The organism is Kribbella sp. NPDC003557 (assembly GCF_040610805.1).
Lineage (GTDB): Bacteria > Actinomycetota > Actinomycetes > Propionibacteriales > Kribbellaceae > Kribbella.
In genome coordinates, this window is the sequence record NZ_JBEXMY010000002.1 from 1,116,195 (window position 1) to 1,141,688 (window position 25,494).

25 protein-coding genes are annotated in these 25,494 nt (G+C 69.3%); 17 read left to right on the forward strand and 8 right to left on the reverse strand.

Translation table 11 applies throughout. From position 1 onward, the window contains the following. Nucleotides 1-53: 53 nt before the first annotated feature. The 3 genes from ABZW60_RS11365 (at nucleotide 54) to ABZW60_RS11375 (ending at nucleotide 5,699) form a co-directional block, all read left to right on the forward strand. Entirely contained in the window at nucleotides 54-1,067 is a 1,014-nt protein-coding gene (locus ABZW60_RS11365) for a LacI family DNA-binding transcriptional regulator (RefSeq protein ID WP_355475669.1), read from the forward strand. A gap of 68 nt (nucleotides 1,068-1,135) precedes the next feature. Continuing rightward, a complete protein-coding gene (locus tag ABZW60_RS11370) occupies nucleotides 1,136-2,590 on the forward strand; it encodes a M81 family metallopeptidase (protein WP_355475671.1) in 1,455 nt (484 codons plus the stop codon). Nucleotides 2,591-3,572: 982 nt separating this feature from the next. Further along, nucleotides 3,573-5,699 (forward strand): hypothetical protein, encoded by a 2,127-nt coding sequence (locus tag ABZW60_RS11375; RefSeq protein ID WP_355475673.1) that lies wholly within the window; start codon nucleotides 3,573-3,575, stop codon nucleotides 5,697-5,699. An 18-nt stretch (nucleotides 5,700-5,717) separates the two neighbouring features. Here the strand turns inward: ABZW60_RS11375 and ABZW60_RS11380 are convergent, their stop codons facing one another. Beyond that, a complete protein-coding gene (locus ABZW60_RS11380; RefSeq protein ID WP_355475675.1) occupies nucleotides 5,718-6,305 on the reverse strand; it encodes a TetR/AcrR family transcriptional regulator in 588 nt (195 codons plus the stop codon). A 56-nt stretch (nucleotides 6,306-6,361) separates the two neighbouring features. Here ABZW60_RS11380 and ABZW60_RS11385 point away from each other — a divergent pair, with 56 nt between their 5' ends. The 6 genes from ABZW60_RS11385 to ABZW60_RS11410 are packed head-to-tail and all read left to right on the forward strand — an operon-like array spanning nucleotide 6,362 to nucleotide 11,809. Further along, on the forward strand, nucleotides 6,362-7,603 hold the full coding sequence (locus tag ABZW60_RS11385) for an acyl-CoA dehydrogenase family protein (RefSeq protein WP_355475676.1): 1,242 nt from the start codon (nucleotides 6,362-6,364) through the stop codon (nucleotides 7,601-7,603). Further along, nucleotides 7,600-8,400 (forward strand): SDR family NAD(P)-dependent oxidoreductase, encoded by an 801-nt coding sequence (locus tag ABZW60_RS11390; protein WP_355475678.1) that lies wholly within the window; start codon nucleotides 7,600-7,602, stop codon nucleotides 8,398-8,400. The genes ABZW60_RS11385 and ABZW60_RS11390 overlap by 4 nt, the downstream gene beginning before the upstream one ends. Further along, nucleotides 8,397-9,455 (forward strand): phosphotransferase family protein, encoded by a 1,059-nt coding sequence (locus ABZW60_RS11395; RefSeq protein WP_355475680.1) that lies wholly within the window; start codon nucleotides 8,397-8,399, stop codon nucleotides 9,453-9,455. Before ABZW60_RS11390 ends, ABZW60_RS11395 begins: the two co-directional genes overlap by 4 nt. Continuing rightward, entirely contained in the window at nucleotides 9,456-10,109 is a 654-nt protein-coding gene (locus ABZW60_RS11400; protein WP_355475681.1) for a histidine phosphatase family protein, read from the forward strand. A gap of 8 nt (nucleotides 10,110-10,117) precedes the next feature. Further along, entirely contained in the window at nucleotides 10,118-10,861 is a 744-nt protein-coding gene (locus ABZW60_RS11405) for an SDR family oxidoreductase (RefSeq protein WP_355475683.1), read from the forward strand. Continuing rightward, on the forward strand, nucleotides 10,862-11,809 hold the full coding sequence (locus ABZW60_RS11410) for an LLM class F420-dependent oxidoreductase (protein WP_355475685.1): 948 nt from the start codon (nucleotides 10,862-10,864) through the stop codon (nucleotides 11,807-11,809). Between the two features lie 305 nt (nucleotides 11,810-12,114). Here ABZW60_RS11410 and ABZW60_RS11415 read toward each other — a convergent pair whose 3' ends face one another. The 4 genes from ABZW60_RS11415 to ABZW60_RS11430 all read right to left on the reverse strand — a co-directional run bounded on the left by ABZW60_RS11415 (nucleotide 12,115) and on the right by ABZW60_RS11430 (nucleotide 15,881). Beyond that, nucleotides 12,115-12,792: a hypothetical protein gene (locus tag ABZW60_RS11415; RefSeq protein ID WP_355475686.1), complete on the reverse strand. Its 678-nt coding sequence runs from the start codon at nucleotides 12,790-12,792 to the stop codon at nucleotides 12,115-12,117. Between the two features lie 21 nt (nucleotides 12,793-12,813). After that, nucleotides 12,814-13,236 (reverse strand): MmcQ/YjbR family DNA-binding protein, encoded by a 423-nt coding sequence (locus ABZW60_RS11420; protein WP_355475688.1) that lies wholly within the window; start codon nucleotides 13,234-13,236, stop codon nucleotides 12,814-12,816. A 97-nt stretch (nucleotides 13,237-13,333) separates the two neighbouring features. Then, complete coding sequence (locus ABZW60_RS11425) at nucleotides 13,334-15,193, reverse strand: HAMP domain-containing sensor histidine kinase (RefSeq protein ID WP_355475690.1); 1,860 nt, start codon at nucleotides 15,191-15,193, stop codon at nucleotides 13,334-13,336. Next, the gene (locus ABZW60_RS11430; protein WP_355475692.1) at nucleotides 15,183-15,881 is read right to left on the reverse strand and encodes a response regulator transcription factor; all 699 of its coding nucleotides are present in this window, start codon (nucleotides 15,879-15,881) and stop codon (nucleotides 15,183-15,185) included. Before ABZW60_RS11430 ends, ABZW60_RS11425 begins: the two co-directional genes overlap by 11 nt. A gap of 113 nt (nucleotides 15,882-15,994) precedes the next feature. Here ABZW60_RS11430 and ABZW60_RS11435 point away from each other — a divergent pair, with 113 nt between their 5' ends. The 4 genes from ABZW60_RS11435 to ABZW60_RS11450 all read left to right on the forward strand — a co-directional run bounded on the left by ABZW60_RS11435 (nucleotide 15,995) and on the right by ABZW60_RS11450 (nucleotide 20,308). After that, nucleotides 15,995-17,044 carry a hypothetical protein gene (locus tag ABZW60_RS11435; RefSeq protein WP_355475694.1) on the forward strand — a complete coding sequence of 350 codons (1,050 nt, stop codon included), beginning with the start codon at nucleotides 15,995-15,997 and terminating at the stop codon, nucleotides 17,042-17,044. Next, on the forward strand, nucleotides 17,041-18,336 hold the full coding sequence (locus tag ABZW60_RS11440) for a peptidoglycan-binding protein (RefSeq protein ID WP_355475696.1): 1,296 nt from the start codon (nucleotides 17,041-17,043) through the stop codon (nucleotides 18,334-18,336). The genes ABZW60_RS11435 and ABZW60_RS11440 overlap by 4 nt, the downstream gene beginning before the upstream one ends. Next, on the forward strand, nucleotides 18,333-19,022 hold the full coding sequence (locus ABZW60_RS11445; protein ID WP_355475698.1) for an ABC transporter ATP-binding protein: 690 nt from the start codon (nucleotides 18,333-18,335) through the stop codon (nucleotides 19,020-19,022). The genes ABZW60_RS11440 and ABZW60_RS11445 overlap by 4 nt, the downstream gene beginning before the upstream one ends. A gap of 98 nt (nucleotides 19,023-19,120) precedes the next feature. Then, entirely contained in the window at nucleotides 19,121-20,308 is a 1,188-nt protein-coding gene (locus ABZW60_RS11450) for an ABC transporter permease (RefSeq protein ID WP_355475700.1), read from the forward strand. Here the strand turns inward: ABZW60_RS11450 and ABZW60_RS11455 are convergent. Further along, complete coding sequence (locus ABZW60_RS11455; protein WP_355475702.1) at nucleotides 20,210-21,547, reverse strand: MFS transporter; 1,338 nt, start codon at nucleotides 21,545-21,547, stop codon at nucleotides 20,210-20,212. The genes ABZW60_RS11450 and ABZW60_RS11455 overlap by 99 nt on opposite strands. A 58-nt stretch (nucleotides 21,548-21,605) precedes the next feature. Between ABZW60_RS11455 and ABZW60_RS11460 the strand changes: the two genes are divergently transcribed. Continuing rightward, complete coding sequence (locus ABZW60_RS11460) at nucleotides 21,606-21,956, forward strand: VOC family protein (RefSeq protein WP_355475704.1); 351 nt, start codon at nucleotides 21,606-21,608, stop codon at nucleotides 21,954-21,956. Here ABZW60_RS11460 and ABZW60_RS11465 read toward each other — a convergent pair. Then, nucleotides 21,953-22,426: a DUF4188 domain-containing protein gene (locus ABZW60_RS11465; protein ID WP_355475706.1), complete on the reverse strand. Its 474-nt coding sequence runs from the start codon at nucleotides 22,424-22,426 to the stop codon at nucleotides 21,953-21,955. The two genes, ABZW60_RS11460 and ABZW60_RS11465, sit on opposite strands and share 4 nt — an antisense overlap. Nucleotides 22,427-22,610: 184 nt before the next feature. On the opposite strand from ABZW60_RS11465, the gene ABZW60_RS11470 reads away from it, so the two are divergent. The 3 genes from ABZW60_RS11470 to ABZW60_RS11480 are packed head-to-tail and all read left to right on the forward strand — an operon-like array spanning nucleotide 22,611 to nucleotide 24,980. After that, nucleotides 22,611-23,456 (forward strand): SAM-dependent methyltransferase, encoded by an 846-nt coding sequence (locus ABZW60_RS11470; RefSeq protein ID WP_355475708.1) that lies wholly within the window; start codon nucleotides 22,611-22,613, stop codon nucleotides 23,454-23,456. 4 nt (nucleotides 23,457-23,460) lie between these two features. Then, a complete protein-coding gene (locus tag ABZW60_RS11475) occupies nucleotides 23,461-23,874 on the forward strand; it encodes a thioesterase family protein (protein WP_355475710.1) in 414 nt (137 codons plus the stop codon). Then, nucleotides 23,874-24,980 carry a zinc-dependent alcohol dehydrogenase family protein gene (locus ABZW60_RS11480; RefSeq protein ID WP_355475712.1) on the forward strand — a complete coding sequence of 369 codons (1,107 nt, stop codon included), beginning with the start codon at nucleotides 23,874-23,876 and terminating at the stop codon, nucleotides 24,978-24,980. Before ABZW60_RS11475 ends, ABZW60_RS11480 begins: the two co-directional genes overlap by 1 nt. On the opposite strand, the gene ABZW60_RS11485 is transcribed toward ABZW60_RS11480, so the two are convergent. Then, a complete protein-coding gene (locus ABZW60_RS11485) occupies nucleotides 24,962-25,423 on the reverse strand; it encodes a YciI family protein (protein WP_355475714.1) in 462 nt (153 codons plus the stop codon). The genes ABZW60_RS11480 and ABZW60_RS11485 overlap by 19 nt on opposite strands. Nucleotides 25,424-25,494: the final 71 nt, after the last annotated feature.

Here is a 25,494-nt window from a genome sequence, read left to right on the forward strand (position 1 = left end):
GGGTTGGGAGCGTGGGGCTAGAGTGCTGAGCGTGAAACAACGGGATGTAACAAATGCCGCGCGCTAGAGCGACAGTCCGGGACGTCGCGGCCGTGACCGGAGTGTCGATCGCGACGGTGTCCCGGGTGCTCAACCAGGCGGGCAGTGTCGCGCCCGAAACCCGGCGGCTCGTCGAGCAGGCGATCGAGGAGCTCGGCCTGCGCGCGCCAGCGCCGCGCGGTGGTACGGCGAAACCGGTCGACGGGGCCGTCTACGTGCGCTGCCCGTACGTGCTCACCGACTACTTCGGGCTGATCGTGTCGTCGATCGCCGAGACGCTGGACCGCCACGGCCGGCAGGTCGTCCTGAACGCGGGCGAGGCCGCGCAGCACGAGCGCGTGCTCGGCCGGCTGCCCGGCCAGCGCTCGCTCGGCGGCGCGATCCTGATCCTGCCGCCGGAGCCGAGTGACGAGCTGGTCCGGCTGAGTGCGCGACGTTTCCCGTTCGTCGTCGTGGACCCGCGGACGGCACTTCCGCCCGACATCCCGTCCGTGTCCGCCGCCCACCACTCCGGCGCCCGGCAACTCACGGCGTACCTGACCGGGCTCGGGCACACCCGGATCGGGGTCATCGCCGGTCCGCGCGAGTGGCTTGCCGCGGACGCGCGGCTCAGCGGCCACTCCGCGGCTCTCGCCGACGCCGGCATCCTGCCCGACCCGTCGCTCATCCGCCACGACCAGCCGACCACGCGGCACGGCTACCGCGCCGCGTGCGAACTGCTCGATCTCGATCCCCGCCCGACGGCGCTGGTCGCCTTCAACGACAAGGCCGCCGTCGGGGCGCTCGAAGCCGCTCGGGAGCGCGGGCTGTCGGTTCCTCGCGATGTGTCGATCGCCGGGTTCGACGACCTGGACCTCAGCCGGGCCACGACCCCCCAGCTGACGACGGTCCGCCAGCCGCTGCAGGAGATGGGCCGGATGGCCGTCAGTCTCCTGATCCGTCTGCTCGACCGCCACGACTTGGAGGCGCTGCACGTCGAACTCGCGACGACCCTCTCGCCGCGCGCCTCGACCGCCCCGCCGCCGTGAGCTGATCGCCTGTCCAGATGTGGAGTTAGGCAGTGCGCGAAACGGCTCGGTTGTGGCAGGTTTTAGACATGAACCTTCGGATTGGCATTGCCGGGATCGCCATCGAGTCCAGCACGTTCTCGCCCCACCGGGCCGGCCTGGCCGACTTCGACGTCCGCCGCGGCGACCGCATCCTGGAGCGGTACGACTTCCTGGCCAAGGACTGGGCGCAGGGGATCGAGTGGGTGCCGCTGCTGCACGCGCGTTCCCTGCCCGGCGGTGCTGTTCTGCCGGAGGTGTACGACGAGCTGTCGGCCGAGATCATCACCCGCCTCGAGGGCGCCGGCGAGCTGGACGGGTTCTTCTTCGACATCCACGGCGCGATGAGCGTCGTCGGGCGGCAGGACGCGGAGGCCGACCTGGCCACGCGGATCCGGTCCGTGCTCGGCCCCGACGTCCTCGTGTCCGCGTCGATGGACCTGCACGGGAACGTGTCCCGCGAGCTCGGGACCGCGGTCGATCTGATCACCTGCTACCGGATGGCGCCGCACGAGGACGCGATGGAGAGCCGCGAACGCGCGCTGCGGAACCTGGTCGAGCGGGTCCGGTCCGGGCAGGGGAAGCCCGGGAAGGCGTGGGTCCAGGTGCCGGTGCTGCTGCCCGGTGAGAAGACGTCGACGCGGCTCGAGCCGGCGAAGTCGATCTATCACCGCGTCGGCGAGATCGCGGACGAGGCCGGCGTCCTGGATGCCGCTGTCTGGGTCGGGTACGCGTGGGCCGACGAGCCGCGGTGCCGGGCCGCGGTGGTCGTGACCGGCGACGACGATGCGCTGATCACCGAGCGCGCCGCGGAGTTGGCGCGGGCGTACTGGGATGCTCGGGACGGGTTCGAGTTCGTGGCGCCGACCGGGACGCTGCACGAGTGCGTCGCGGCCGGGCTCGCGTCCGGCGCGCGGCCGTTCCTGATCAGCGACTCCGGCGACAATCCGACGGCGGGTGGTGCCGGTGACACGTCCTGGACCCTCGGCGAGCTGCTCACGATCGAGGAGCTGACCTCCGGCAAGGCCACCGCGATCCACGCCAGCATCGCCGACGCCGAGGCGGTCGCCGCCTGCGTCGCGGCCGGCGTCGGCAACCAGGTCGAGGTCACCGCCGGCGGCAAGGTCGACTCCGGTCCCGCCGGCCCGGTCGCGCTGTCCGGCACCGTGTTCTCGATCTCCGAGGATCCCGTCGGCGGCACGGTCGCGGTTGTGAAGGCCGGCGGCCTGCACTCGATCCTCACCACCCGCCGCAAGCCGTACCACCACATCGCCGACTTCACCCTGCTGGGGCTCGACCCCGCCACCACCGACCTGGTCATCGTCAAGATCGGCTACCTCGAACCGGAGCTCTACACCCTCGCCGCCGACTGGCTCCTGGCCCTCACCCCCGGCGGCGTAGACCAAGACCTCCTCCGCCTGGGCCACCACGGCGTACTCCGCCCCCTCTTCCCCTTCGACCCCGACATGCCCACACCCGACCTCAAGCCCGAACTCCTCCCGTAAGAATCTGCCCCACGCGCGCTACGCCGACCCACGTCGTCGCTCCGCTCCTCCTACGGGTCGGCTACGCGCGCTCCCACCCACCCTCCGGCTACCGCCGGCGCATCTGTTTCCGGCTACCGCCGGGGTTCCGGCTTCCGCCGGGATTTGCGGGCTGCCGCCCGCCTTCGACAACGGGGCTTGTCACGACGCGCCGCCGTCGTAGCCGAGCATCTCGGACCCGCTTCGGAGCACCCGCGGCCGACGCCCGGCGCAAGCGTTCCGGCCGGCGCTGGGCGTTGCGGGCTGTCGCACGCCTTCGACAACGGGCTGATCGTCACGCGCCGCCCATCTACCCGAGGCGTGACGTGCCGCCTACGTACCCGCGGCGTGACGTGCCGTCCCCCCGCCCCAGGGCGCGCCGCACCGCCCACGTACGTGACGGGCACCGCACGCCCACGTACCTGAGGGGCGCCGCGTAGTTGGTGACCTTGGGGTGTTGTGTGCTGGCGGAGCGAATCCGGGTGCGTCTCTCGGACCTGATTCTTGCTGTGGGCATCGGTTTGATGTCTTGATGAGGGTGGGGGGCGGGTGTAGCTTCAAAACGCCTCGTGATCGTGGTGCTGGGGTGGCGCTTACGTGGTGACGCTGGAGGATACGGAGCGTTGCCGGGGGTGGGGACCCGAGGTCGGTGGCGTTCCAGGCTGGGGGAAGCCATGGGCCGTCGATGTGTGCCGGACGAGGTCCGGCCGGTGGGGCGTGCTCCGCCCTGGTTCCGAAGTAGTTCGCGCGATCCCGGCTCGCCCAGGCCGGGGGGATGCGCTCGCTGACGTCCTGCATCGCGCGGGACGAAGCCGCGTCTCGATGGGTAGGGCATCCTGCGTAAGCCCCCAACCGCTCGAGGTGGGCCGACGCCGACCACGTCGCCTGCTCGACCTGCCTGCTCCACCGTTCCGGACACGACCGCAGTACTGCTACGTGCTCCACTCGGAAGGGCAACAGCACAGTGACATCACATGCAAAGCCGCGAACGCTCCGGCGTTTCCGGCGTCCCCTGATCTTCGCCACCGGCATCACGCTGCTGATGGCCGCCCTGGTACCGAACGCCAACGCCAACTTGCCCGGCAGCACCTTCGAGGGCAACGACGGCAACATGGTCGTCAACACGACCGGCAACAAGGACTGGACCAACGCGCCGAACCGTGTACGCGGTGACGATCTGGCCAGCGGTTCGAGCGACAACTCCTTCGGTCAAGGCACGAAGGAAGACGACCCGAACGTCTCCGTGGTCACCGGCTCGATTCCGCCGCAGAAGAGCGACCTGACCCGCTTCTACGTCGCCAGCGAGACTGCGGCCAACGGCAAGGTCTACTTGTACCTGGCGTGGGAGCGGTCGAACGTGCTCGGTTCGGCCAACATGGACTTCGAGATCAACAAGCTCGCGCAGCCGAACCTGACCACGACCGGCCAGAAGACGCTCAACCGGAGTCCCGGCGACCTGCTGATCACCTTCGATTTCACCAACGGTGGCGGCACCCCCGTGCTCGGCCTGCTCAAGTGGACCACCACAGGCGCGGCCAGCCAGTGCTTCTCGGCGAACTCCTTGCCGTGCTGGGGCCAGCGGGTCGATCTCAGCGCCGCCGGTTTCGCCGAAGGTGCGGTCAACGCCGGCACCATCTCGGAGCCGATCGCGGGTGGGACTCTCGCCGGTCTCGAGTTCGGCGAGGCAGCCATCAACATGACCGACGCCGGTATCTTCCCGGCTGGTCAATGCACCGCGTTCGGCAGCGCGTTCCTGAAGAGCCGCTCGTCGGCGTCGTTCCCGGCCGAGGTCAAGGACTTCGTCGCACCGCAACCGGTGAACATCGCGAACTGCGGCAAGATCATCATCCGCAAGGTCACCGAGAACGGCGACGCCAGCTTCGGTTACACCACCACTGGTGGTCTCAGCCCTGCGACGTTCTCGTTGTCGAACGGGCAGTCCCGGACCTACAGCGACACAACGCAGGTGCAGGCGGGTAGTTATTCCGTCACCGAGTCGACACTTCCGGCCGGCTGGACGTTGAAGAGCTTGGTTTGCACAGCCACGGGAACAGGGACCAGTTACTCGACAAGTGGTGCGGCCGTGAGCATCACGATGGCACCTGAAGGAATCGTTGACTGCACCTACACCAACCACATCAACAACCATCCGGCGATCACGACCACGTTGTCGGCGGAAACCGTCGTGGTCGGTGGATCCGTGCATGACTCGGCGACGCTGACGGGTGCCAGTGCGAATGCCGGTGGGACGGTGACCTACACCGTGTACTCCGACTCGACCTGCTCCACGAGCTTCGCGGACGCGGGGACCAAGACGGTGACGAACGGTGTCGTTCCTGACTCGAACGCGGTCACCTTCAACTCGACAGGGGACTTCTACTGGCAGGCTGCTTACAGCGGGGACGCGAACAACGACCCGGCTACGAGTGTCTGCACCAGTGAGCACCTGGTCGTGAACAAGAAGTCGCCGTCGATCGCCACCACCTTGTCGGCCGAGACCATCGAGGTCGGCGGTAGCGTGCACGACTCGGCGACGTTGAGCAACGCCACGGCGAACGCCGGCGGGACTGTGACCTACACGGTCTACACCGACAGCGCCTGCTCGACCGGTGCGCAGAGTGCCGGCACGGTGAACGTGACGAACGGTGTCGTACCGGACTCGAACGCGATCACGTTCAACACCGCGGGCGACTTCTACTGGCAGGCCGCGTACAGCGGTGACGCCAACAACAACGCAGCGATGAGCGTGTGCACCAGTGAGCACCTCGTTGTCACGAAGAAGAACCCGGCGATCAGCACCGCTCCGAACCTGATCCCGAACGACGACGCCACGATCAGCGGCGCCCTGGCTCCGACAGGCACGATCACGTTCAAGTTGTTCGCTCCTGCTGACGCGACCTGCGCCGGCGCCAGCGCGTACACGCAGACGGTGACCGTCAACGGCAACGGGACGTACAGCACGTCCAACACGTCGTTCGTCGCGAGCACGCTCGGGACCTGGCGTTGGCAGGTCACCTACAGCGGCGACGCCAACAACAACCCGGCCACCTCGGCCTGTGGTGTGGAGCGCTTCACCCTCGCCAACGGCTGACGGTAAATCTGCAACTCACTACAACTTACGCAGCATCTGGAGGGCCTCGATCGAGTGGTCGACGAGGTGGTCGGCCGAGTAGGGGCGATCCTGCTCGGGCAGGCCGGACCACTCGATCGCCAGGTCCTCGGCGTACGACAGCCAGGCGTGGATGCGGAGGTAGTCGGCGGACGCGGGCTCGTCGGCCACGTCGGGCGTGCCCAGGTAGGTGAGGACGCGCTTGGTGAGGCCGGCGCGCGTCTCGTCGTACACCTTGACGGCGAAGTCGTCGCCGCCGGCGGCGCCGCGGACGAACGAGATGTACGCCGTGCGGCGCCTGGTGATGAACGCGACGAACTGGACGAGCATCTCGCGCAGCTGGTCCTCGGGAGGCAGCGTGTCGGCGGGCTTCGTGACCCGGAGCAGGCGGCGGCCGGCCGCGGAGATGACCGCGAGGTAGTAGTCGCGCTTGCTCGGGAAGTAGTGGAACAGCAGCCCGCGGGAGATCCCGGCCTCGGCGGCGATCGCGTCGATGGACAGCTCATGGATCGGTTGGTCGCGAAGCATCATCAGGCCGATCTTGACCAGTTGCTTCTTGCGGTCTTCCGCTGACAGCCGGTGATCCATGCTATTGAGCATTGCTTAGAGGCCCGCTACGGTCAAGGCGAGGGAGAGGAGTCTTGATGGGTTTCGAACCTTCGGCCAGGGCTCAGGAACTGATCACCCGCGTGGAAGCCTTCCTGCGGAGTGAGATCGAGCCGGTCGAGGCGGAGCTGCACCACGCGATCCGCACCGCCGGTGACCCGTGGCAGCCGCAGCCGCTGATGAAGGACCTGCAGGTGAAAGCCCGTGACGCAGGTCTGTGGAACCTGTTCCTCCCGCCCGCGGAACCAGGCAACGAGCAGTACGGCGAAGGTCTCAGCAACCTCGACTACGCCCCGATCGCGGAGCTGACCGGCCGGTCGTTCGTCGCGCCGTACATCTTCAACTGCAACGCTCCGGACACCGGCAACATGGAGGTCCTGCTCCGCTACGGCAACGCCGACCAGAAGAAGCGCTGGCTGGAACCTCTCCTGGACGGCTCGATCCGCTCCGCGTTCTGCATGACCGAGCCGGACGTCGCGTCCTCCGACGCCACCAACATGCGGGCCACCGCGGTCCTCGACGGTGACGAGGTCGTGCTGAACGGCCGCAAGTGGTGGAGCACCGGCGTCGGCCACCCGGACTGCGAACTGCTGATCTTCATGGGCCTCACCGACCCGGACGCCCATCGGTACGAGCGCCACACCATGGTCCTCGTCCCGCGCGACACCCCGGGCGTGAAGGTCGAGCGTCTACTCCCCGCGATGAGCAGGTACGACGAGCCGCACGGCCACGGCGAGGTGTCCTTCACCGAGGTCCGGGTGCCGGCCGCGAACATCCTGGTCGGACCGGGCAGGGCGTTCGAGATCGCGCAGGGCCGCCTCGGTCCGGGCCGTGTGCATCACTGCATGCGTCTGGTCGGCCTGGCCGAGAAGGCGCTCGAGCTCGCACTGCAGCGCGGCACCAGCCGGACCGCGTTCGGCAAGCCGCTGGTCAACCTCGGCGGCAACCGGGAGCGGATCGCGGACGCCCGGATCGCGATCAACCAGGCACGGCTGCTCGTGCTGCAGACGGCGTACCTGCTGGACACGCAGGGGCTGGTCGGGGCGTTGAGCGAGGTCAGCCAGATCAAGGTCGCCGTGCCGCGGATGGCGCAGGACGTCATCGACATGGCGATCCAGTTGCACGGCGGCGGGGGCCTGTCCGAGGACTTCCCGCTCGCGGCCGCGTGGACGAGTGCCCGCGCGTTGCGACTGGCCGACGGGCCCGACGAGGTGCATCGTGGGGTGATCGCGAGGATCGAGCTCGCGTCGTACCTTGCCGCAGCTCAGGAGGGCAAGTGAGTCGGGTTCTGGTCACCGGTGCCGCCAGCGGGCTGGGCGCTGCCCTGGTCGCCCGGTTCGTTGCTGACGGCCACCAGGTGCTCGGCACCGATGTGGCGCCGGACGCACCGGGCAGTACGCCGTACCTGAAGCTGGACGTCCGCAGCCCCGAGGACTGGGACGCCGCGGTCGCCTGGTGCGAGGAGAACTGGGGCGGTCTGGACATCCTGGTGAACAACGCCGGTATCGCGACCGGCGGGCGGATCGACGTCGAGACGCTCGCCGAGTGGGACCGGGTCGTCGACATCAACCTGATGGGTGTGGTCCGCGGCTGCCGCGCGTTCGTACCGCTGTTCAAACGGCAGCGCGCCGGTCACATCGTCAACACCGCGTCGGCCGCCGGACTCGTCCATCCGCCGATGATGAGCTCGTACAACACCGTCAAGGCCGGCGTCGTCGCGCTCTCCGAGACACTGTCGCACGAGCTCCATCCGTACGGCGTGAACGTGTCGGTGGTCTGCCCGTCGTTCTTCCGGACCAACCTCGCGGACTCGATCCGCGGCGCGGACAGCGCGATGGGCGCGACCGCGCGGCAGCTGATCGAGAAGTCGCCGCGGTCCGCGGACGACATCGCCGTCGCGGTCCTCGAAGGGATCAAGAAACAGCGCTTCCTGATCGTCCCGGACCGTCCGGCGCAGCTCGCCTGGCTGACGAAGCGGTTCGCCCGCCCGCTGTACGACCGCCAGATGCGCCGGATCGCCGCGCGGGCCGACGAACGTGCGGCCGCGGCCGAGACCCGCCCGCCGGACGGGCGGTGACGGGAGTGCCGGACGGCGCTCGACCGGTGCGGGACGAGGACGCGTTCGACGTACCCGCGGTCGATGCCTGGCTGCGGCGGCAGACCGAGGTACCGGCCGGGCTGCCGGAGGTGAAGCAGTTCTCCGGCGGCGCGTCGAACCTGACCTATCTGCTGAGCTACCCGGGGCACGACCTGATCCTGCGCCGCCCGCCGGCGGGGACGAAGGCGAAGAGCGCGCACGACATGGGCCGCGAGTTCCGGATCCAGCAGGGCCTGAAGCCGGTCTTCCGGTACGTGCCGGAGATGGTTGCCTACTGCAATGAGGACTCGGTGATCGGATCCGAGTTCTACGTGATGGAGCGGGTCGTCGGCACCATCCCGGGGCATCACGCGCTGGGGGTCGACCTCACCCCGGCGCAGACCCGCCAGCTGGGGTTCACGCTGATCGACACGCTCGCCGAGCTGCACGCCGTCGATCCGGTGTCCGCGGGTCTCGACGATCTCGGTCGCGGTGCTGGGTACGTCGAACGCCAGGTCAACGGCTGGTCCGAGCGGTACCGCAAGGCGAAGACATGGAACGTGCCGAGCTACGAGCGGGTGATGGCCTGGCTGGCCGCTCATCAGCCGGCCGACGTACGCACGTGCGTGATCCACAACGACTTCCGGCTCGACAACGTCGTGCTGGCGCCGGACGATCCGCTGCGCGTGGTCGGCGTACTGGACTGGGAGCTGGCCACGCTGGGCGATCCGCTGATGGATCTCGGCGGCGCGCTCGCGTACTGGGTGCAGGCCAACGACGACTGGACGTTCCGCCGGTTCAGGCTGCAGCCGTCCGACGCGCCCGGCATGCTCACCCGGGCCGAGATCGTCGAGTACTACGCGAAGCAGTCGGGGCTGACGGTGGACAACTGGGCGTTCTACGAGGTGTTCGGGTTGTTCCGGCTAGCAGTGATAGCGCAGCAGATCTACTACCGCTATCACCACAAGCAGACGCGGAACCCGCGGTTCAAGAACTTCTGGCTGCCGGTCAACCTGCTCGAGCGGCGCTGCCGCAAGATCATCCGGCAGGCGTGAGTGCCGGCCATCTATCTGATCCGGCACGCGCAGGCGTCGTTCGGTGCCCGCGACTACGACAAGCTGTCGGCGCTCGGTGAGCAACAGGCCGCGCGGCTCGGCCGGACCTTCGCCGAGGTGAAGCCGGAGCTCGTGGTGTCCGGCTCGATGCGCCGGCACCAGCAGACCGCGTCGCTGGCGGGCTTCACGGCGGAGGTGGATCCGGGCTTCGACGAGTTCGATCACCAGGAGGTGATCGTCGCGCACAAACCGGCGTACCGGCGGCACGCGGTGATGGTGGCCGACCTGGCCCGGACCGGCAACCCGCGGCGGGCGTTCCAGGAGATGTTCGGCGCCGCGACCCAGCGGTGGATGGACGGCGGCGACGGGTACACCGAGACGTTCCCCGCGTTCTGCGAACGGTCCGAGGCGGCGGTACGACGGACCGCCGCGCGGCTCGGGAAGGGCGAGACGGCGCTCGTCTTCACGTCCGGCGGGCCGATCGCGGCCGTGGTCAGCCGGCTGCTGTCCGGCGGCGACGGGCTGTGGGCGAAGCTGAACCCGGTGACGATCAACACCGCGATCACCAAGGTCGTGTCCGGTCGCGGCGGGCTGACCGTGGTGAGCTACAACGAGCACGTCCACCTCGGCGCCGACCTGCTCACGTACAGATAGGACTCCCGATGCGACGCAACATCCTGATCACCGGCGCCAGCTCCGGCCTCGGTGCGGAGATGGCGCGGCAGTTCGCCGCGAAGGGGCACAACCTCGCCTTGACCGCACGGCGTACCGAACGGCTCGAGGAGCTGCGAGCCGAGCTGGTCGAGCGTTATCCACAGCTCACGGTCGTTGTCCACAGCCTCGACGTGACCGATCACGACCAGGTGTTCAAGGTGTTCCGGGCGATCGACGCCGAGCTGCCGCTGGATCGGGTCGTCGTGAACGCCGGCCTGGGCAAGGGCGCGCCGCTCGGCACCGGCAGGTTCGACGCCAACCGCGACACCGCGCTCACCAACTTCGTCGGCGCGCTCGCCCAGGTCGAGGCGGCGCTCGAGCTGTTCCGCCCGCGGAACGCCGGTCACCTGGTGCTGATCGCGTCGATCTCCGCGCTGCGCGGGTTCCCGAAGACGATCACGACGTACGCCGCGACCAAGGCCGGGCTCGCCTCGCTCGGCGAAGGGCTGCGGCTGGAGTTGATGGGCAAGCCGATCAAGGTCAGCACGATCTACCCCGGCTACATCCGCTCGGAGATGAACGAGCACGTGCCGAACACACCGTTCATCGTCGGCACCGAGACCGGGGTCCGGGCGATGGTCGCGGCGATCGAGGCGGAGAAGGCGAAGGCGTACGTGCCGGCGCGGCCGTGGTGGCCGCTCGCGCAGGTGATGCGGTTCGCGCCGCTGCCGGTGCTGAAGAGGATGATCTGAATGCGGTGGGGCCTGACGGTGCCGCTCACCGGCGTACCGCTGCGGGAGCATCGTTCGCTGATCTCGTCGCTGTCGGATCTGGGGTACACGGATCTGTGGTCGGCGGAGGTGGCCGGCGCTGATGCGTTCACGCCGCTCGTGCTCGCGTCCGAATGGGACTCGTCGCTGCGGCTGGGGACAGCTGTCGTACCGGTGCACACGCGGGGTCCGGCCGCGTTGGCGATGAGCGCGGCGGCGTTGGCGGACCTCGCGCCGGGGCGGTTCGTGCTCGGGATCGGGGCGTCGTCGGAGACGATCGTGACCGGCTGGAACGGGATCGCGTACGACCCGCCGCTGGCGCGGACCCGCGACGTACTGCGGTTCCTGCGGGCGGCGTTGGCGGGGGAGAAGGTCGACGGGGAGTTCGACAGCTTCACGATCCGGCGGTTCCGGCTGGAGAAGGCGCCCGACGTGCCGCCCGCGATCATGCTCGCCGCGCTCCGCCCGCAGATGCTCCGGCTGGCCGCGCGCGAGGCCGACGGGGCGATCACGAACTGGCTGTCCGCGGACGACGTCCGCCGGGTGCGGGCCGAGCTCGGTCCGGACAAGGAACTCGCCGCGCGGATCTTCGTGTGCGTCACCGAGGACGCGGAGATGGCGCGCAACATCGGGCGCTTCCTGATCGCGACGTACCTGACCGTGCCCGGGTACGCCGCGTTCCACGACTGGCTGGGCCGCGGCGAGCTGATGAAACCGATGCGCGACGCCTGGTCCGCCGGCGACCGCAACGCCGCGATGGCCGCCGTCCCCGTCGACCTCATCGACGACCTGATCGTCCACGGCACCCCGGCCCAATGCCGCGCCCACATCAACCGCTACGTCGAGAACGGCCTCGACACCCCCATCATCGCCACCCTCCCCACCGGCACCAGCCTCCTCGAAACCGCCCGCTCCCTCACCCCCAACTAGAACTGCGGCGCCGTGGAAAGGACAGCGCTCCGCGCTGGCTGTCTGTTGTCGCCTTTGGCGGGGCGTCGTGGTGTGTGGAGCTGTGCCGTGGCGACGAGCTTTGGTGGCGGGTTCGTGTGGCTGTTGTCTGACGGGTTCCGGCGTCGCCGGCCGGTGTCGTTGGGAACTGCGCCTGGCGGATGACTTGCAGCGGGTGGAAGCACACCGTTGGGAGGCAGGGCGTCATGCTGTCCGCTTGTGGTGGTGCACGGGGTGCTGGGAGGGCGCCGCGCGCGCAGTTGTCGACTGGGTGCGGATGGTGCCGGCTAACGCGGAGAGAGTTGGAAGGCGCGGATGCACAGGGGTTCTGGGGCGATCTGGTGGATGACCAGGGCTCCGGTGACGGTCATGTTCTTGGTGGTGCCGGTGAGGGGGATGACGTAGGTGGGGGATTGGCCGATGGGTTGGCCGGGGGTGAGTTTGGTGGGTGGGGTGAGGAAGGTTCTCATCAGGGTGGGGATGAGTTGGCGGGAGCTCTCGCAGGCGAGGGTGGCTGCGGTGGTGGGGTTGTTGGCGTTGAGTTGGGTGACGAAGCGACGCGCCAGGTCGGTAACCGCAGAAGCGCCGGTCGCCGGGCCTGCCGTGGTGTTCGGGCGGGCGGTCGTCGGCTTGGGCGCGGCGGTCGGGCGAGAGCCGGCGGTGGGACGGGTGTTGGCGGTCGGGCGGGAGGTGGTCGCCGGGGTGTGGGAGGTGACCGCGGGGCTGTGCGAGGCGGCTGACGGAGGGGCGGCGGCGCTGCCTGGTTCCGGGTCTGAGGTGCGGTTGACGAGGCGGAACGCGAGGACACCGATCGCCCCGAGTGCCACCAGTACGAAGACGAGGATCAGCGCGATGATCAGCCCGGCGCGGCTCTTCCGGGGCGGTTGTCCGTACGTCGGCGCCGACTTGTAGTCGCCCGGCTGCGGCTGCCAGCTGTATTCGGGCCCGGGCGGCGGTGAGCTCACAGGGTCAGTGTGGCAGCGGGATCAGCTCAACCGGTGCTCTCGCAGCCACATCGTTGCGCGGCGGTTGGAAGCGCGCGAGAGCCAGGCGTCCTGGATCACCTCGGTCAGTTCCTGCTTGGACAGTTCGCCCAGTTCACACGCACGGACCAGGACCGACGGGTGGCCGTCGAAGTGCGGTGTGGTGAAGAACGGGTTGGAGTCGTCGGACACCAGCGCGAGCTTCTCGGTCTCGGACTCGACCCAGATCATGATCACGTCGGCGTACTTCTCGCCGCTCATCGGATCCACCGCGTCCGGCCGCGGCGTACGGAAGAACACGAACGACTTCCCGCCGACCTGGTACACGGGCCGGTCGGTCCCGTCGTCGCGTTCCCACTTGGTCACATGCGGCATCCCGGACGCGATCGCGTGCACGTCCGCCACCCGCGCTCTCCTCGCGCCCATGCGCCCGAGTCTAGGCAGCGCGCCGCTGGCGGGTTGTTTGACCGCCGTCGTGCTGTAACCCGTCAGCCGTGACATAAGCCGCCAGTGGGCCTGGTTCTTAGCTGGGTGGGCGGCGTGGGATCCAGATGGTGAAGGTCGAGCCCTCGTTCAGCCGGCTGGTGACGGTGATGTGGCCTTGGTGGGCTTCGGCCAGGTGTTTGGTGATGGCCAGGCCCAGGCCGCTGCCGCCGGTGGTGCGGGTGCGGGAGACGTCCGCACGGTAGAAGCGGTCGAACAGGTGCGGGAGGTGCTCCGCAGCGATGCCGGTGCCGTTGTCCGTGACGGTCAGGTTGTAGCCGTTGTCCACAGGCCGTACGCCGACCACAACCTGGCCGCCGGGCGGGGTGTACCGGATCGCGTTGGACACCAGATTGCCCAGCGCCTGCCGAATGCGGGCGCCATCGACAACTGCCGGCGCGGGAGAAGTAGCTGTGGACGAGAGAGTGACGGCAGCCTGCTCAGCGGCAGGGCGGTGCGCGGACACCACTTGAGCAGCCACTTCGGAGAGATCACGTGAAGCGGGATGCAGGCGGAGCATGCCCGCGTCGGCGAGCGCCAGGTCCTGGAGGTCCGCAACAAGGTGCTCGAGCAGACCAGTCTCCTCCAGCAAAGAGGTGACCAGTGCGTGGTCGAGCGGCACCACGCCGTCCTCCGACGCGACCAGGTACCCCTTGATGTTGGCCAGCGGCGTCCGCAGCTCGTGCGCGACGTCGCTGACCATCGCCTTGCGCTGGAAGTCGTGCCGCTGGATCGCCTCCGCCATGTCGTTGAACGCGTGCCCGAGCCGAGCCACCTCGTCCTTCCCGCTCACCGGCACCCGCGCCGCGTGGTCGCCGTTCCGCATCCGCTGCGTCGCGCCGGTCAGCGCCACGATCGGCCGGACCAGCCGGCGTCCCGCGAAGAGCATCACCAGCGCCGCGATCAGCAGTACGCCGAGCGCGGTCGCCGCCGTCCGCAACAGCCCTTCGCCGGAGAAGACGTTGAACGTGCTCTTCGCCCCGAGGTACAGCTTCGCGGGCGGAGCGACGTACGGCGTGAGCGCCTGGACGCGGGCCTGCTGGAGACAGTTGCCGAATGTGTCGCCGACGAGTTCCTTCACCGTCGGGTCGACCGACTTCAGGCCCTGGAACTCGGTGACCTTGTAGTCGATCCCGGCGGCGTCCAGACAGGCGGTCGAGCGCCGGACCTCGTCGTCGTTGACAATCTTCGCCTTCGCGCTCGGCGCGGTCAGTCCGGGCGGCATGCACTCGTCGTCAGCCGACGTGTTGGCCTTCTCGATCCGGACGCCGGCCACGGACTGCGTCGACTCGACCATCACCTGGGGCACGGCCCCGGCGATCCGGTTCACACTCGCCGGCTTGCCCATGGCGGTGGAGCAGTCCGCCGCCTGCTGCGCGAGCTTGTCACGCTCCTTCAGTTCGTCCTCGGTCAGGCCCCACTCCGGGTAGGCGACGAACGGCGGCCCGATCGCGGCGGATGCGACGAATCCCCCGGTCGCGGCGACGGTCTTCCGTGCGGCGTACACGGTCATCCCGCCGCTCAGCTTCCCCAACCCGGACGTGCGCACGTCGACGGTTGCCGCCGGCACCGACGGCAGCTCCGGCGCGGCGCCGAGCATCCGGGCCGAGTCCGCGATCACCTCGCCGGTCTCGGTGGTGACCGCGATCCGCCGGCCGAGCTTGCCGGCCAGGTCGTGCACCAGCTTGTCGACCCCGGACCAGGTCGGGTGATCGGCGGCGTACTTCGACAGCTCGCCGTAGATCTCGCCGTCGACCCGCAGTTGCCCGGTGTTCGCGTCGATCTCGCCCTGCAGCTTCTCCGACGTGCTGTACGTCGCGATCACCGCGGTCGCGATGACGGCGCCGAGCGCGACCGCGAGCGACAGCCCGAGGAACCGGACCAGCACGCTACGACGCATGACTGACCGCCTTGTCCGCGAGTTTGTAGCCGACGCCGTACACGGTCTTCAGGTACGCCGGGGCGCCTGACGACGGCTCGATCTTCTTCCGCAGGTTCATCACGTGCACGTCGACGGTCCGGTCGAACACGTAGTGGTCGAAGCCGAACGCGTGCTCGAGCAACTGCTGCCGCGAGAACGCCCGACCCGGCGAGGCCGCCAGGCAGGCGAGGATCTTGAACTCGGCCGGTGTCAGCTCGACCAGGCGGCCCGCCAGCCGGACCTCGTGGCGTGCCGGATCGATCTCCAGTTCACCGACCCGGTACACCTCGCCCTCGGCGCGGCTGCGGGTGCGCCGCAGCACCGTGCGGACCCGGGCGACCAGTTCACGCGGGTTGTACGGCTTGGTCAGGTAGTCGTCCGCGCCCAGGTCGAGCCCGAGCAGCAGGTCGTCCTCGGTGGAGCGGGCGGTCAGCATGATGATCGGCACGTCACCATCGGCCCGGAGGACGCGGCAGACGTCCAGCCCGTCGACCTTCGGCATCATCACGTCGAGCACCAGCAGGTCCGGACTGCGCCGGCGGGCCTCGTCGATCGCCTCCCGGCCGTCGTGCACGACGACGGTCAGGTGCCCTTCCCGTTCGAGGTACCGCCGGATCAGCTCCGCCTGCTTGAGGTCGTCTTCGGCGACCAGGATCCGCGCTGGCATAGTCCTCAATGTCCCCGAAACAGATGAGAATCCGATGAAGATCGGCTGAGAGCATCAGGTGCAAACGGGACCTTCACAGGTTCTTGACGGCCCGGGCGGCACGCTCCACAGCCATGAAGACAACTGCACTCGCCGTGGTGGCGGTCCTGGCGCTGGCCGCCTGCGGGAACGACAAGGCGCCGGTCGCGTCCGACCAGAAGAGCGACAAGAGCCCGCTCGCGGAGTACATGGGCGACGGGTTCGTCAGTTCGTCCGGCGGCGGCGGGTTCAGGATCGCGACCCGGGCCGGCGGCGCGCAGCAGCCGACCGAGGAGGACCTGGCCAAGCAGCGCAAGGTCGAGGACGCGACCGTGACCTGCATGAAGGCGGCCGGGTTCGAGTACGTCGCGGTCCCGCCGGAGCAGAACGCGAAGAGCAAGTTCAGCGAGGCGTTCAACCTGCCGCCGGACAAGTTCGCCGAGCAGTACGGGTACGGGATCAGCACGATCGACTGGTCGAAGGCCGGGGAGGACGACTCGAACCCGAACACCAAGATCCGCGCCGCGCTGTCGCCGGCCGCCCAGAAGGCGTACGACAAGGCCCTGAACGGGCCGAACGCGAACGGGAACGGCGCCGTCGTGATCCAGGGCGGCAAGGACGGCCCGAGCTCGAGCGGCGAGATGGACCTCGGCTGTCGTGGCAAGGCGGTCAAGCAGGTGTACGGCGACGACGCGAACCGCAACGTCGACTTCAAGAAGTTCGACAGCCTGTTCAAGGACATCCAGGCGCTGCAGAAGCGGATCGACTCCGACCAGCGCGTCGTGGACGCGACCACCGCCTGGACCGACTGCATGGCCGACGCCGGGCACTCCGGATTCAAGAAGGTCGACGACCCGCGCCAGCAGATCCAGCAGAAGCTCGACACGCTGACCGGGAACAAGCCGCCGGCCAAGAACGGCCCGTCCCAGACGATCAAGGGCCCGCCGTCGTTCGACAAGGTCGACTCGGCGAAGCTGGCCGAGCTGCGCAAGTCCGAGATCGACCTCGCGGTGGCGGACCAGAAGTGCAAGGCCAAGGGGTACGACGACGCGTACAAGAAGGTCCAGTACCAGGCCGAGCAGGAGTTCGTCGACCAGCACAAGGCCGAGCTCGAGGCGTACCGCGACGAGATGGCGAACCGGTGACCGCTTCGCCCAAGTCCCGCCGCCGGGTCCTGGTCAGTGTGGCCGGCGTGGCCGTCGCCTCACTGGGAATCGGTGTGGTGGCGGGCAGCCGGATCAGCTCGCCGGAGGACGCCGCCGCGAAGACCGCGGCGCCGAAGGCGTCGCAGATCACCGTGCCGGTGGCGAAGAAGGCACTGTCCAGCAAGGTGGTCGGCCGGGGTGACGCGTCGTTCGACGGCGCGGTGAACATCCGGGTCGAGACCAGCGGGATCAAGACCGCGCCGATCGTGACCGGCAAGGTGCCCGCGGTCGGCTCGACGCTCACCGAGGGCAAGGCGCTGCTGGAGATCACCGGTCGGCCGGTGATCGGGCTGGCCGGCGTCCTGCCGATGTACCGGACCCTGTCGCCCGGCAGCAAGGGACCTGACGTGCTGCAGCTGGAGCAGACGCTGGACCGGCTCGGGCTCGATCCGGGTGATGTCGACGACGAGTACGACCTGGACACCTCGGCGGCCGTGGAGCGGCTGTACGAGGAGGCCGGCTACGACGCCCCGGTGGCGGACGAGCAGTTCACCCAGGCCGTCGACCAGGCGAAGAAGCAGGTCGACGCCGCGAAGAAGCAGCTCCGGCAGGCGCAGTCGCAGCTGAAGGCGGCCAAGGACGCCAAGGCGAAGGACACGTCCGTGCAGCAGGGCGCTGTCGACGACGCCGAGGAGAATCTCGCCGACGCGCAGGACGCGCGGAGTGATGCCGAGTTCAAGGCCGGTACGCCGCTCCCGGTGTCCGAGGTGGTCTACGTGAAGACGCTCCCGCGCCGGGTCGACGACGTGAAGGTCGAGCGTGGCGGGACGGTGAACGGTGTGGTGATGTCGGCCAGCGGCGCGTCGCTGGTCGTCACGGTCAAGGTCGACGCGGAGACCGCGCAGCGGCTGAAGGCGGGGATGGCGGCAACGCTCGACCTCGGCGACAGCGTCTCGGTCGCCGCGAAGGTCCGCCGGGTCACGAAGAACGGGAACCAGTACGACGTCGTGGTCGCGCCGAACGCGCTGACCGCGAGCCAACTGGCCCTGCTCCGGGACGCGAACGTGCGGGTCACGATCCCGGTGAAGAGCACCAGCGGCAAGGTCCTCGCCGTACCGGTGGCCGCGCTGTCGTCCGGATCGGACGGCGCGTCGCGCGTCGAGGTCCTGCGGAACGGGAAGGTCGAGCTGGTCCCGGTCACGGTCGGGCTGACCGCGGACGGGTTCGCGCAGGTCACGCCGAAGGGCGACGCGAAGCTGACCGAGGGCGATCAGGTGGTGGTCGGGCGATGAGCACCGCGGTGGCCTTACCGGCGCCGGTCGTCGAGATGATCGGCGTGCGGCGGTTCTTCCCGGGACCGCCCGAGGTCCGCGCGATCAAGGGCGTCGATCTGACCATCGGGCAGGGGGAGTACCTGTCGATCGTCGGGCCGTCCGGGTCGGGGAAGTCGACGTTGCTGCACCTGCTCGGCTTGCTGGACAACCCGACGGGCGGGGTCTACCGGCTCGACGGCGTGGACACGATGAGCCTGCGGGAGCGGCGGCGCGCCGTACTGCGCGGGGAGCGGATCGGGTTCGTGTTCCAGTCGTTCCACCTGCTCGACCACCGGACCGTGCTGGAGAACGTGGCGCTCTCGATGGTGTACGTCGGGGTGCCGCGCCGGCAGCGGATGGCGCGCGCCCGGGTCGCGCTCGAACGGGTCGGGCTGTCGCACCGGATGGAGTTCGCGCCGACCACGCTCTCCGGCGGCGAGCGGCAGCGCGTCGCGATCGCGCGGGCCCTGGTCGCCGAACCCAGCCTGCTGCTGGCGGACGAACCGACCGGCAACCTCGACAGCGCCAACGCGGAGGCGATCCTGCAAGTGTTCGACGAACTGCACGCCGAGGGGATGACGCTGGCCGTCATCACCCACGACGACCACGTCAGCCGCCGGGCCCAGCGCCAGGTGCGTATCGTCGACGGAACCCTCCAGTGGTAACCCAAGCAGGCCCCCCGGACCCGACCGGCGGGCCGTCCACTTCCCCCCACACCGGCGGACATCACTCAGCACGCCCTCGGCGACGATCCCGTCCCGCCGTGCGGGACCTGCTCGACGAAGCGCTCGCGGGTGTTGCCGCCCGGCCGACCCGGCTGATCCTCACCACGCTCGGCACCGTGCTCGGTGTCGCCGCGCTGGTGGGGACGGTCGGGCTCGGACAGACGGCCGCCGGGCAGATCACGCAGCGGTTCGACCTGGCCGCGGCGACGCGTGTGGTGGTGGAACCGGACGACAAGGGAGGGCAAGAAGGTGAGGCGGCGACCCAGCTCCCGTGGGACGCGCCGGCCCGGATCGAACGGCTGAACGGCGTGGAAGCGGTCGGCACGGTCAGCACTCTCGAGATCGGTGACGACCTGGTCCAGAACGTGACCGGCCTGGACGGCGGCACGGGCAAGGCCCTCCAGGTGATGGCCGGTTCATCCGGTCTCTGGGACGCCGTCCGGGCGGTGCTCAAGACCGGCCGGTTCTTCGACGACGGTCACGACCAGCGCGCCGACAAGGTGGTTGTCCTGGGCAAGCACGCCGCCGAGCGGCTCGGCATCAACCGGGTCGACGCCCAGCCGGCCGTGTTCATCGGCGACGAGCCGTACACGGTGATCGGCATCCTCGACTCGGTCAGCGGCCGGGCCGACCTGAACGACGCGGTGATCATGCCGAACGGCACAGCCCGCCAGGCCTACGACCTCGAGTCCCCGGACGCCGTCGAGATCCGTACGGCGGTCGGCGCCGCGCAGCTGATCGCGGAGCAGGCGCCGATCGCGATCGAGCCGAACAACCCGAGCACCCTGACCGTGGACGCTCCGCCGAAACAGGGCGCCGTACGGAAGGGGGTCGAGTCCGACCTGAACGCGCTGTTCCTGCTGCTCGGCGCGGTCGCGCTGCTCGTCGGCGGTCTCGGCATCGCCAACGTGACGCTGCTGTCGGTCCTGGAACGCATCTCGGAGATCGGCTTGCGGCGGGCGCTCGGCGCGGCGCGGCGACATATCGCCGTTCAGTTCCTGGTCGAGAGCGTGATCGTCGGCTTCCTCGGCGGTCTGCTCGGTACGGCGGTGGGCGTCATGCTGACCGTCGGTGTCTCGTGGGTCCGGGACTGGACGCCGATCCTCGACAACCGGCTGGCGTTCGGTTCACCCCTGCTGGGTGCGTTCATCGGTCTGGTCGCCGGAACCTATCCCGCCTGGAAGGCCTCCGCCATCCAGCCGATCACCGCGCTGCGAGGCACGTGAGTAGACCACCGCGGTGAGCGCGAAGCCGGCCACGATCAGCGCCAGGACCAGGTAGGACTTCCCGCTGTCGGGCAGGATCGCCGCGCCGAGCGCGGCCGCGGAGACCTGCCCGACGTTGAAGATCATGTCGTACAGCGAGAACACCCGACCGCGGTACACGTCGTCGACACCCGTCTGGACGAGGGTGTCGACGCTGATCTTGATCCCCTGGGCGCAGAAGCCGACCAGGAACCCGCCGATCACCATCGCCGGCTTCGTGAAGAGCCCGATCGGGAAGGCGCAGACCACCGCCGCGGCCGCGAACAGCAGCGTGATCCATTGCCGCAGCGCCAGCACCCGGGTGCCCCACGGCGTCACGAGCGCGGCGACGAACAGACCGGCGCCGACCGCACCGGTCGCGATCGCGAGTCCACCGAACGCTTGATCCAGCTGGCCGGGGCCGTAGAAGTAGTTGCGGTACAGCAGGATCATCGAGACCGTCAGCAGCCCGAAGAAGAACCGCAGCGAGCCGATCGCGGCGAGGCCGAGGGCGGCCTGCCTGCGTTCGCGGAGGTGCCGGCCACCGTCCACGAGGCCGGCAGCGATCGTGCGGAGCGCTTCCAGGATGCCGGGCTCGTCGCCGTTGAGGTCCGGGCCGAGCTGGTCGCGCCGCAGCCGGAGAGCGAGCAGCGCGGCGGCCGTGTAGATGACGACGGTCAGTCCGAGAACGGCGAGGTCCGAGTCGACGAGCAGTTTCACCCCGGCGCCGATGCCGCCCCCGACCAGGAAGGCCGCCGTACCGGACGTCGGGGTGACGGCGTTGGCCATCACCAGCTCGCTGCGTTCGACGACGTGGGGGAGACCGGCGGAGAGTCCGGAGAGCAGGAAGCGGTTGACGCCGAGCGTGAGCAGGACCGCGAGGTAGAACAGCACACCCGCGTTACCCGCTGCGACGATCGCGCCGACGCCGATCACGAGCGCGGCGCGGGTCAGGTTCGCGCCGAACAGGATCTGGCGGCGTGACCACCGGTCGAGCAGGACGCCGGTGAACGGGCCGAGGATCGAGTACGGCAGCAGCGAGACGGCGAACAGACCGGCGATCGCCGCCGCGTCGGGCGCCCGCTCCGGCGAGAACAGCACGTACGACGCCAGCGCGACCTGGAAGACCCCGTCGCCGCACTGCGACGTCAGCCGAACCGCGAACAACCGCCGGAAATCCCGCCGCCGAAGCAACGTCCCAAGATCCCGGATGAACCGCACGCCTGCACTGTAACCGCCGCGCCTGTCGAGAACGCCCGCCCTGCTCCGACGTAAGGGTATGAACGAGAAGCACGCAGCCTGGGTCGACATCACCGCCACGGACGCCCCGGCGTCCCGAGCCTTCTACGCCGAGCTCTTCGGCTGGCGCCTGCGGACGGTCGAATCGCTCGACTACGCACTCGTCGAGCCGGGCCCCGGCACCTTGCCGGGCGGGATCGGGTCCGCCGACGAGGCGCACCCGCCCGGCGTCACGACGTACTTCTCCGTGCCTGACGTCGACCTGACGCTCATCCGCGCCACCGCGCTGGGCGCGAAGGTCGCGACCGCGCCGTGGAGTGTCCCGGGTCTCGGCCGGATGGCGGTGATCCTGGACCCGGACGGCAACCGGGTCGGCCTCTGGCAGGACTAGCGCTGCAAGCGGTCCGCAGCGGTGTCGCCCCGGTTGCCGACCGATTCGACGCCGCGGGCCCGGCCGAGGCCGAGCAGCGGCATGTTGCCGTAGATCGTTTCGGTGTTGCCGGCCGGCACGACGTACGTCTCGTGCCAGATGCCGACCGCGCCGCCCTTGTACGAGTTGCGGAAGAACTCGACCCAGGCGGGCCGGTGCGTCCGCCCGGCGTCGTTCGCGAACGCCTGGAGCTTCTCCACCGACTCCCAGTACTGGATCAAGGTGATGCCACGCCACGTCGGCAACGTCCGGAATCCGAGCAGGCCGCTCTCCTTGTCCTTGCTCAGCTCCCGCAGCATCGGTCCCATCGCCCGCGCGACCGGCACCCACTCCCGCACCTTGCGCACCGAGTTGACCCGCATCCCGATCAGGAACACGACCAGCTCCCCGTCGTACGCCGCTGTCTGCCGTCCCTGGATGACGTCGCCCATGTCCGCCCCTCACGTCGGTAGCCGCGGGCCCAATTCAATCCTCTGTTAAGGCCATCCGGGAACGCGCCGGAGCTGATGGCAGGCGCTGCTGGGAGCGGTAGTGTCGTTCTGTCGGTGTCACAGTCCGTTGTGTACCGGCTACGATGGCTCCTCAGTTCGGAGCCGCAGCGCGGATGGGATTTTCATGGCTGAATCGCAGGATGGCGACGTCGACCCGCGGATGTACGAGCAGCTGAAGCTCGACCGGCCGCACGGCGCCCGGGTGTACGACTACTTCCTCGGCGGGAAGGACAATTTCGCGATCGACCGGCAGGCCGCCGAGCACTTGCTGCAGGCCTTCCCGGGATTCCGCACCGCCGCCCTGTCGAACCGGATGTGGATGCACCGCGCGGCGAAGTACGCCGCCGAGCAGGGCATCACGCAGTTCCTGGACATCGGCACCGGCATCCCGACCGAGCCGAACCTGCACGAGGTCGTCCAGAAGATCGTCCCGTCGGCCCACGTGGTGTACGCGGACAACGACCCGATCGTGCTCGCGCACTCCCGCGCGCTGCTGGTCAGCACGCCGGAGGGCAAGACGGCCTACCTCGAGGCCGACGTCACCGACCCGGACGCGATCCTGCAGTCGGACGAGGTCAAGGAACTGATCGACTTCAGCAAGCCGGTCGCGCTCAGCATCGTCGGCGTCTTCCACTACCTGCCGGACGCCCTGAAGCCGTACGACCTGGTCCGCCGGCTCGTCGAGCCGCTGGCGCCCGGATCGCTGCTGATCTTCTCGCACTGCACGCCGGATTTCGCGCCGGACCTGTGGGAGCGGGCCATGGTCGTCTACAAGGCCGACGGCGGCGACGCGCAGGTGCGTTCGAAGGAAGAGGTCACCCAGTTCTTCGAGGGCACCGAGCTGATCGAGCCCGGCGTGGTGTCGCCGTTCCGCTGGTACCCCGACGAGGAGACCCAGCGTCTCGTCGACAAGGGCGAGTTCACCGACATCATGTGCAGCCTGTGGGTCGGAGTCGGCCGCAAGCCCTGACGGGATGGACCGCGGCGCGTATCCGCACCACCTGGCGATCACGCTGCGGTGGAAGGACAACGACGTCTACGGGCACGTCAACAACGTCGAGTACTACAGCTTCTTCGACACCGTCATCAACGACTTCCTGATCCGCCGCGGTGGGCTCGACATCCACCGCGGCGAGGTGATCGGGCTGTGCGTGGACTCGCAGTGCACGTTCAAGCAACCGCTCGAGTTCCCCGGGGTCGTCGACGCAGGACTGCGCTGCGGGCAGCTCGGCAACTCCAGCGTGCGGTACGAGATCGCCTTGTTCCGTGAGGACTCCGACGAGCCGGCCGCGACCGGCCGGTTCGTGCACGTCTTCGTCGGGCGGCACGACCGTCGCCCGGTGCCGGTTCCGGACGAGATCCGCAAGGCCCTCGAAGGGATCACCTGATGATCGTGCGCGGCGCCGTACTGCGGGAGATGGGCCGACCGGCGCCGTACGGCGAGTCGCGGCCGCTGCAGGTCGAAGACGTCGAGCTCGCGCCGCCGGGGCCGGGGGAGCTGCTGATCCGGATCCGCGCGGCCGGGCTGTGCCACTCGGACCTGTCCGTGATCGACGGCTCCCGCCCGCGGGTGATGCCGATGCTCCTCGGCCACGAAGCCACCGGCGAGGTCGTCCGGTCGGAGTCTCCCGACTTCGTCGCCGGTGACGTCGTTGTCTGCGCCTTCGTCCCTGCCTGCGGCAACTGCGCCCCCTGCGCCGACAGCCGCCCCGCCCTCTGCGAACCCGGCGCCGCCGCCAACACCGCGGGCACGCTGTTGACGGGTTCGCGCCGCCTGGACGGCGTACATCATCATCTGGGCGTGTCCGGGTTCGCGGATCATGCGGTGATCTCGGCCCGTTCGGCGGTGAAGATCGATCCGTCGATCCCCCCGGAGATCGCCGCACTCTTCGGCTGTGCGGTCATGACCGGCGTCGGCGCGGTCGTGAACACGGCCCAGGTCCGCGCGGGCCGCAGTGCCGCGGTGTTCGGACTGGGCGGCGTCGGCCTGTCCGCCCTCCTTGGCGCCGTCCTCGCCGGGGCCCAGCCGATCGTCGCGGTCGACGTCGTACCGTCCAAGCTCGCCCTCGCCCAGGAGCTCGGCGCAACCGCCGTCGTCGACGCCCGTGAGCCGGACGCGGTCGACCAGGTGCGCGCGGCCACGGCGGGCGGCGCGGAGTACGCGTTCGAGACCGTCGGCAGCGCGAAGGTGCTCGAGCAGGCGTACGCCGCCACCCGGCGCGGCGGCACCACGATCACCGTCGGCCTGCCCCATCCGTCGCAAGCCTTCACCGTGCCCGCGGTCAGCCTGGTCGCGGAAGAGCGCACGGTGAAGGGCTCGTACCTCGGGTCGTCGGTGCCGTCGCGCGACATCCCGCGGTACGTCGCCCTGTACCGGGCCGGCCGCCTGCCCGTCGACCGGCTGCTGACCGCGACGATCGGCCTCGACGACCTGAACGAGGCCTTCGACGAGCTCGCCGCCGGTGCGACGATCCGTCAGGTGCTGCTGTTCTGAAGGTTCTCCGCAGCCTTCTGGAACGTGTGCTCGTTACGGTCCTGCGCCTCCGGCGTGTAGTTGTCGCCGAAGAAGTCGGCGGTCGCGACCGGCCGGATCTCCAGCAGCCCGGACGACTCGGGATCGCCGGCCGCGCGGGCGTCCGCCGCGATGCACCGCCAGCCCCACTCCATCGCTTCCTCACGGGACGCGACCTCGATCAGGCAGAACCCGGCGATCAGCTCCTTGGTCTCCGCGAACGGCCCGTCGACCACCCGGCGCTTGCCCTCGTCGAGCTGCAGCCGGAAGCCGTGCGAGCTCGGCAGCAGCCCGTCGCCCGCGAGCAGGACGCCCTTCTCCGCCATTTCGGCCATCACCAGACCCATCGCGGTCAGGCCCTCCTCGGTCGGCGGCTGCCCGGCCTCGGACGCGTCGCTCGCCTTGAACACCATCATGAACCGCATCGAACCCTCCCAAGTCGACGTTAAATCCCGAGACGAATCTATACAGCGGCAGGGACTATCCGGCAGGCTAC

What these genes read in the sequence shown, in the direction of transcription:
- ABZW60_RS11410 (WP_355475685.1), top strand. Translation starts at nt 10,862, where the DNA reads ATGCGGTGGGGCCTGACGGTGCCGCTCACCGGCGTACCGCTGCGGGAG.
- ABZW60_RS11435 (WP_355475694.1), top strand. Translation starts at nt 15,995, where the DNA reads ATGAAGACAACTGCACTCGCCGTGGTGGCGGTCCTGGCGCTGGCCGCC.
- ABZW60_RS11370 (WP_355475671.1), top strand. Translation starts at nt 1,136, where the DNA reads ATGAACCTTCGGATTGGCATTGCCGGGATCGCCATCGAGTCCAGCACG.
- ABZW60_RS11365 (WP_355475669.1), top strand. Translation starts at nt 54, where the DNA reads ATGCCGCGCGCTAGAGCGACAGTCCGGGACGTCGCGGCCGTGACCGGA.
- ABZW60_RS11445 (WP_355475698.1), top strand. Translation starts at nt 18,333, where the DNA reads ATGAGCACCGCGGTGGCCTTACCGGCGCCGGTCGTCGAGATGATCGGC.
- ABZW60_RS11475 (WP_355475710.1), top strand. Translation starts at nt 23,461, where the DNA reads ATGGACCGCGGCGCGTATCCGCACCACCTGGCGATCACGCTGCGGTGG.
- ABZW60_RS11420 (WP_355475688.1), bottom strand. Translation starts at nt 13,236, where the DNA reads ATGGGCGCGAGGAGAGCGCGGGTGGCGGACGTGCACGCGATCGCGTCC.
- ABZW60_RS11480 (WP_355475712.1), top strand. Translation starts at nt 23,874, where the DNA reads ATGATCGTGCGCGGCGCCGTACTGCGGGAGATGGGCCGACCGGCGCCG.
- ABZW60_RS11470 (WP_355475708.1), top strand. Translation starts at nt 22,611, where the DNA reads ATGGCTGAATCGCAGGATGGCGACGTCGACCCGCGGATGTACGAGCAG.
- ABZW60_RS11385 (WP_355475676.1), top strand. Translation starts at nt 6,362, where the DNA reads ATGGGTTTCGAACCTTCGGCCAGGGCTCAGGAACTGATCACCCGCGTG.
- ABZW60_RS11430 (WP_355475692.1), bottom strand. Translation starts at nt 15,881, where the DNA reads ATGCCAGCGCGGATCCTGGTCGCCGAAGACGACCTCAAGCAGGCGGAG.
- ABZW60_RS11465 (WP_355475706.1), bottom strand. Translation starts at nt 22,426, where the DNA reads ATGGGCGACGTCATCCAGGGACGGCAGACAGCGGCGTACGACGGGGAG.
- ABZW60_RS11425 (WP_355475690.1), bottom strand. Translation starts at nt 15,193, where the DNA reads ATGCGTCGTAGCGTGCTGGTCCGGTTCCTCGGGCTGTCGCTCGCGGTC.
- ABZW60_RS11405 (WP_355475683.1), top strand. Translation starts at nt 10,118, where the DNA reads ATGCGACGCAACATCCTGATCACCGGCGCCAGCTCCGGCCTCGGTGCG.
- ABZW60_RS11485 (WP_355475714.1), bottom strand. Translation starts at nt 25,423, where the DNA reads ATGCGGTTCATGATGGTGTTCAAGGCGAGCGACGCGTCCGAGGCCGGG.
- ABZW60_RS11460 (WP_355475704.1), top strand. Translation starts at nt 21,606, where the DNA reads ATGAACGAGAAGCACGCAGCCTGGGTCGACATCACCGCCACGGACGCC.
- ABZW60_RS11380 (WP_355475675.1), bottom strand. Translation starts at nt 6,305, where the DNA reads ATGGATCACCGGCTGTCAGCGGAAGACCGCAAGAAGCAACTGGTCAAG.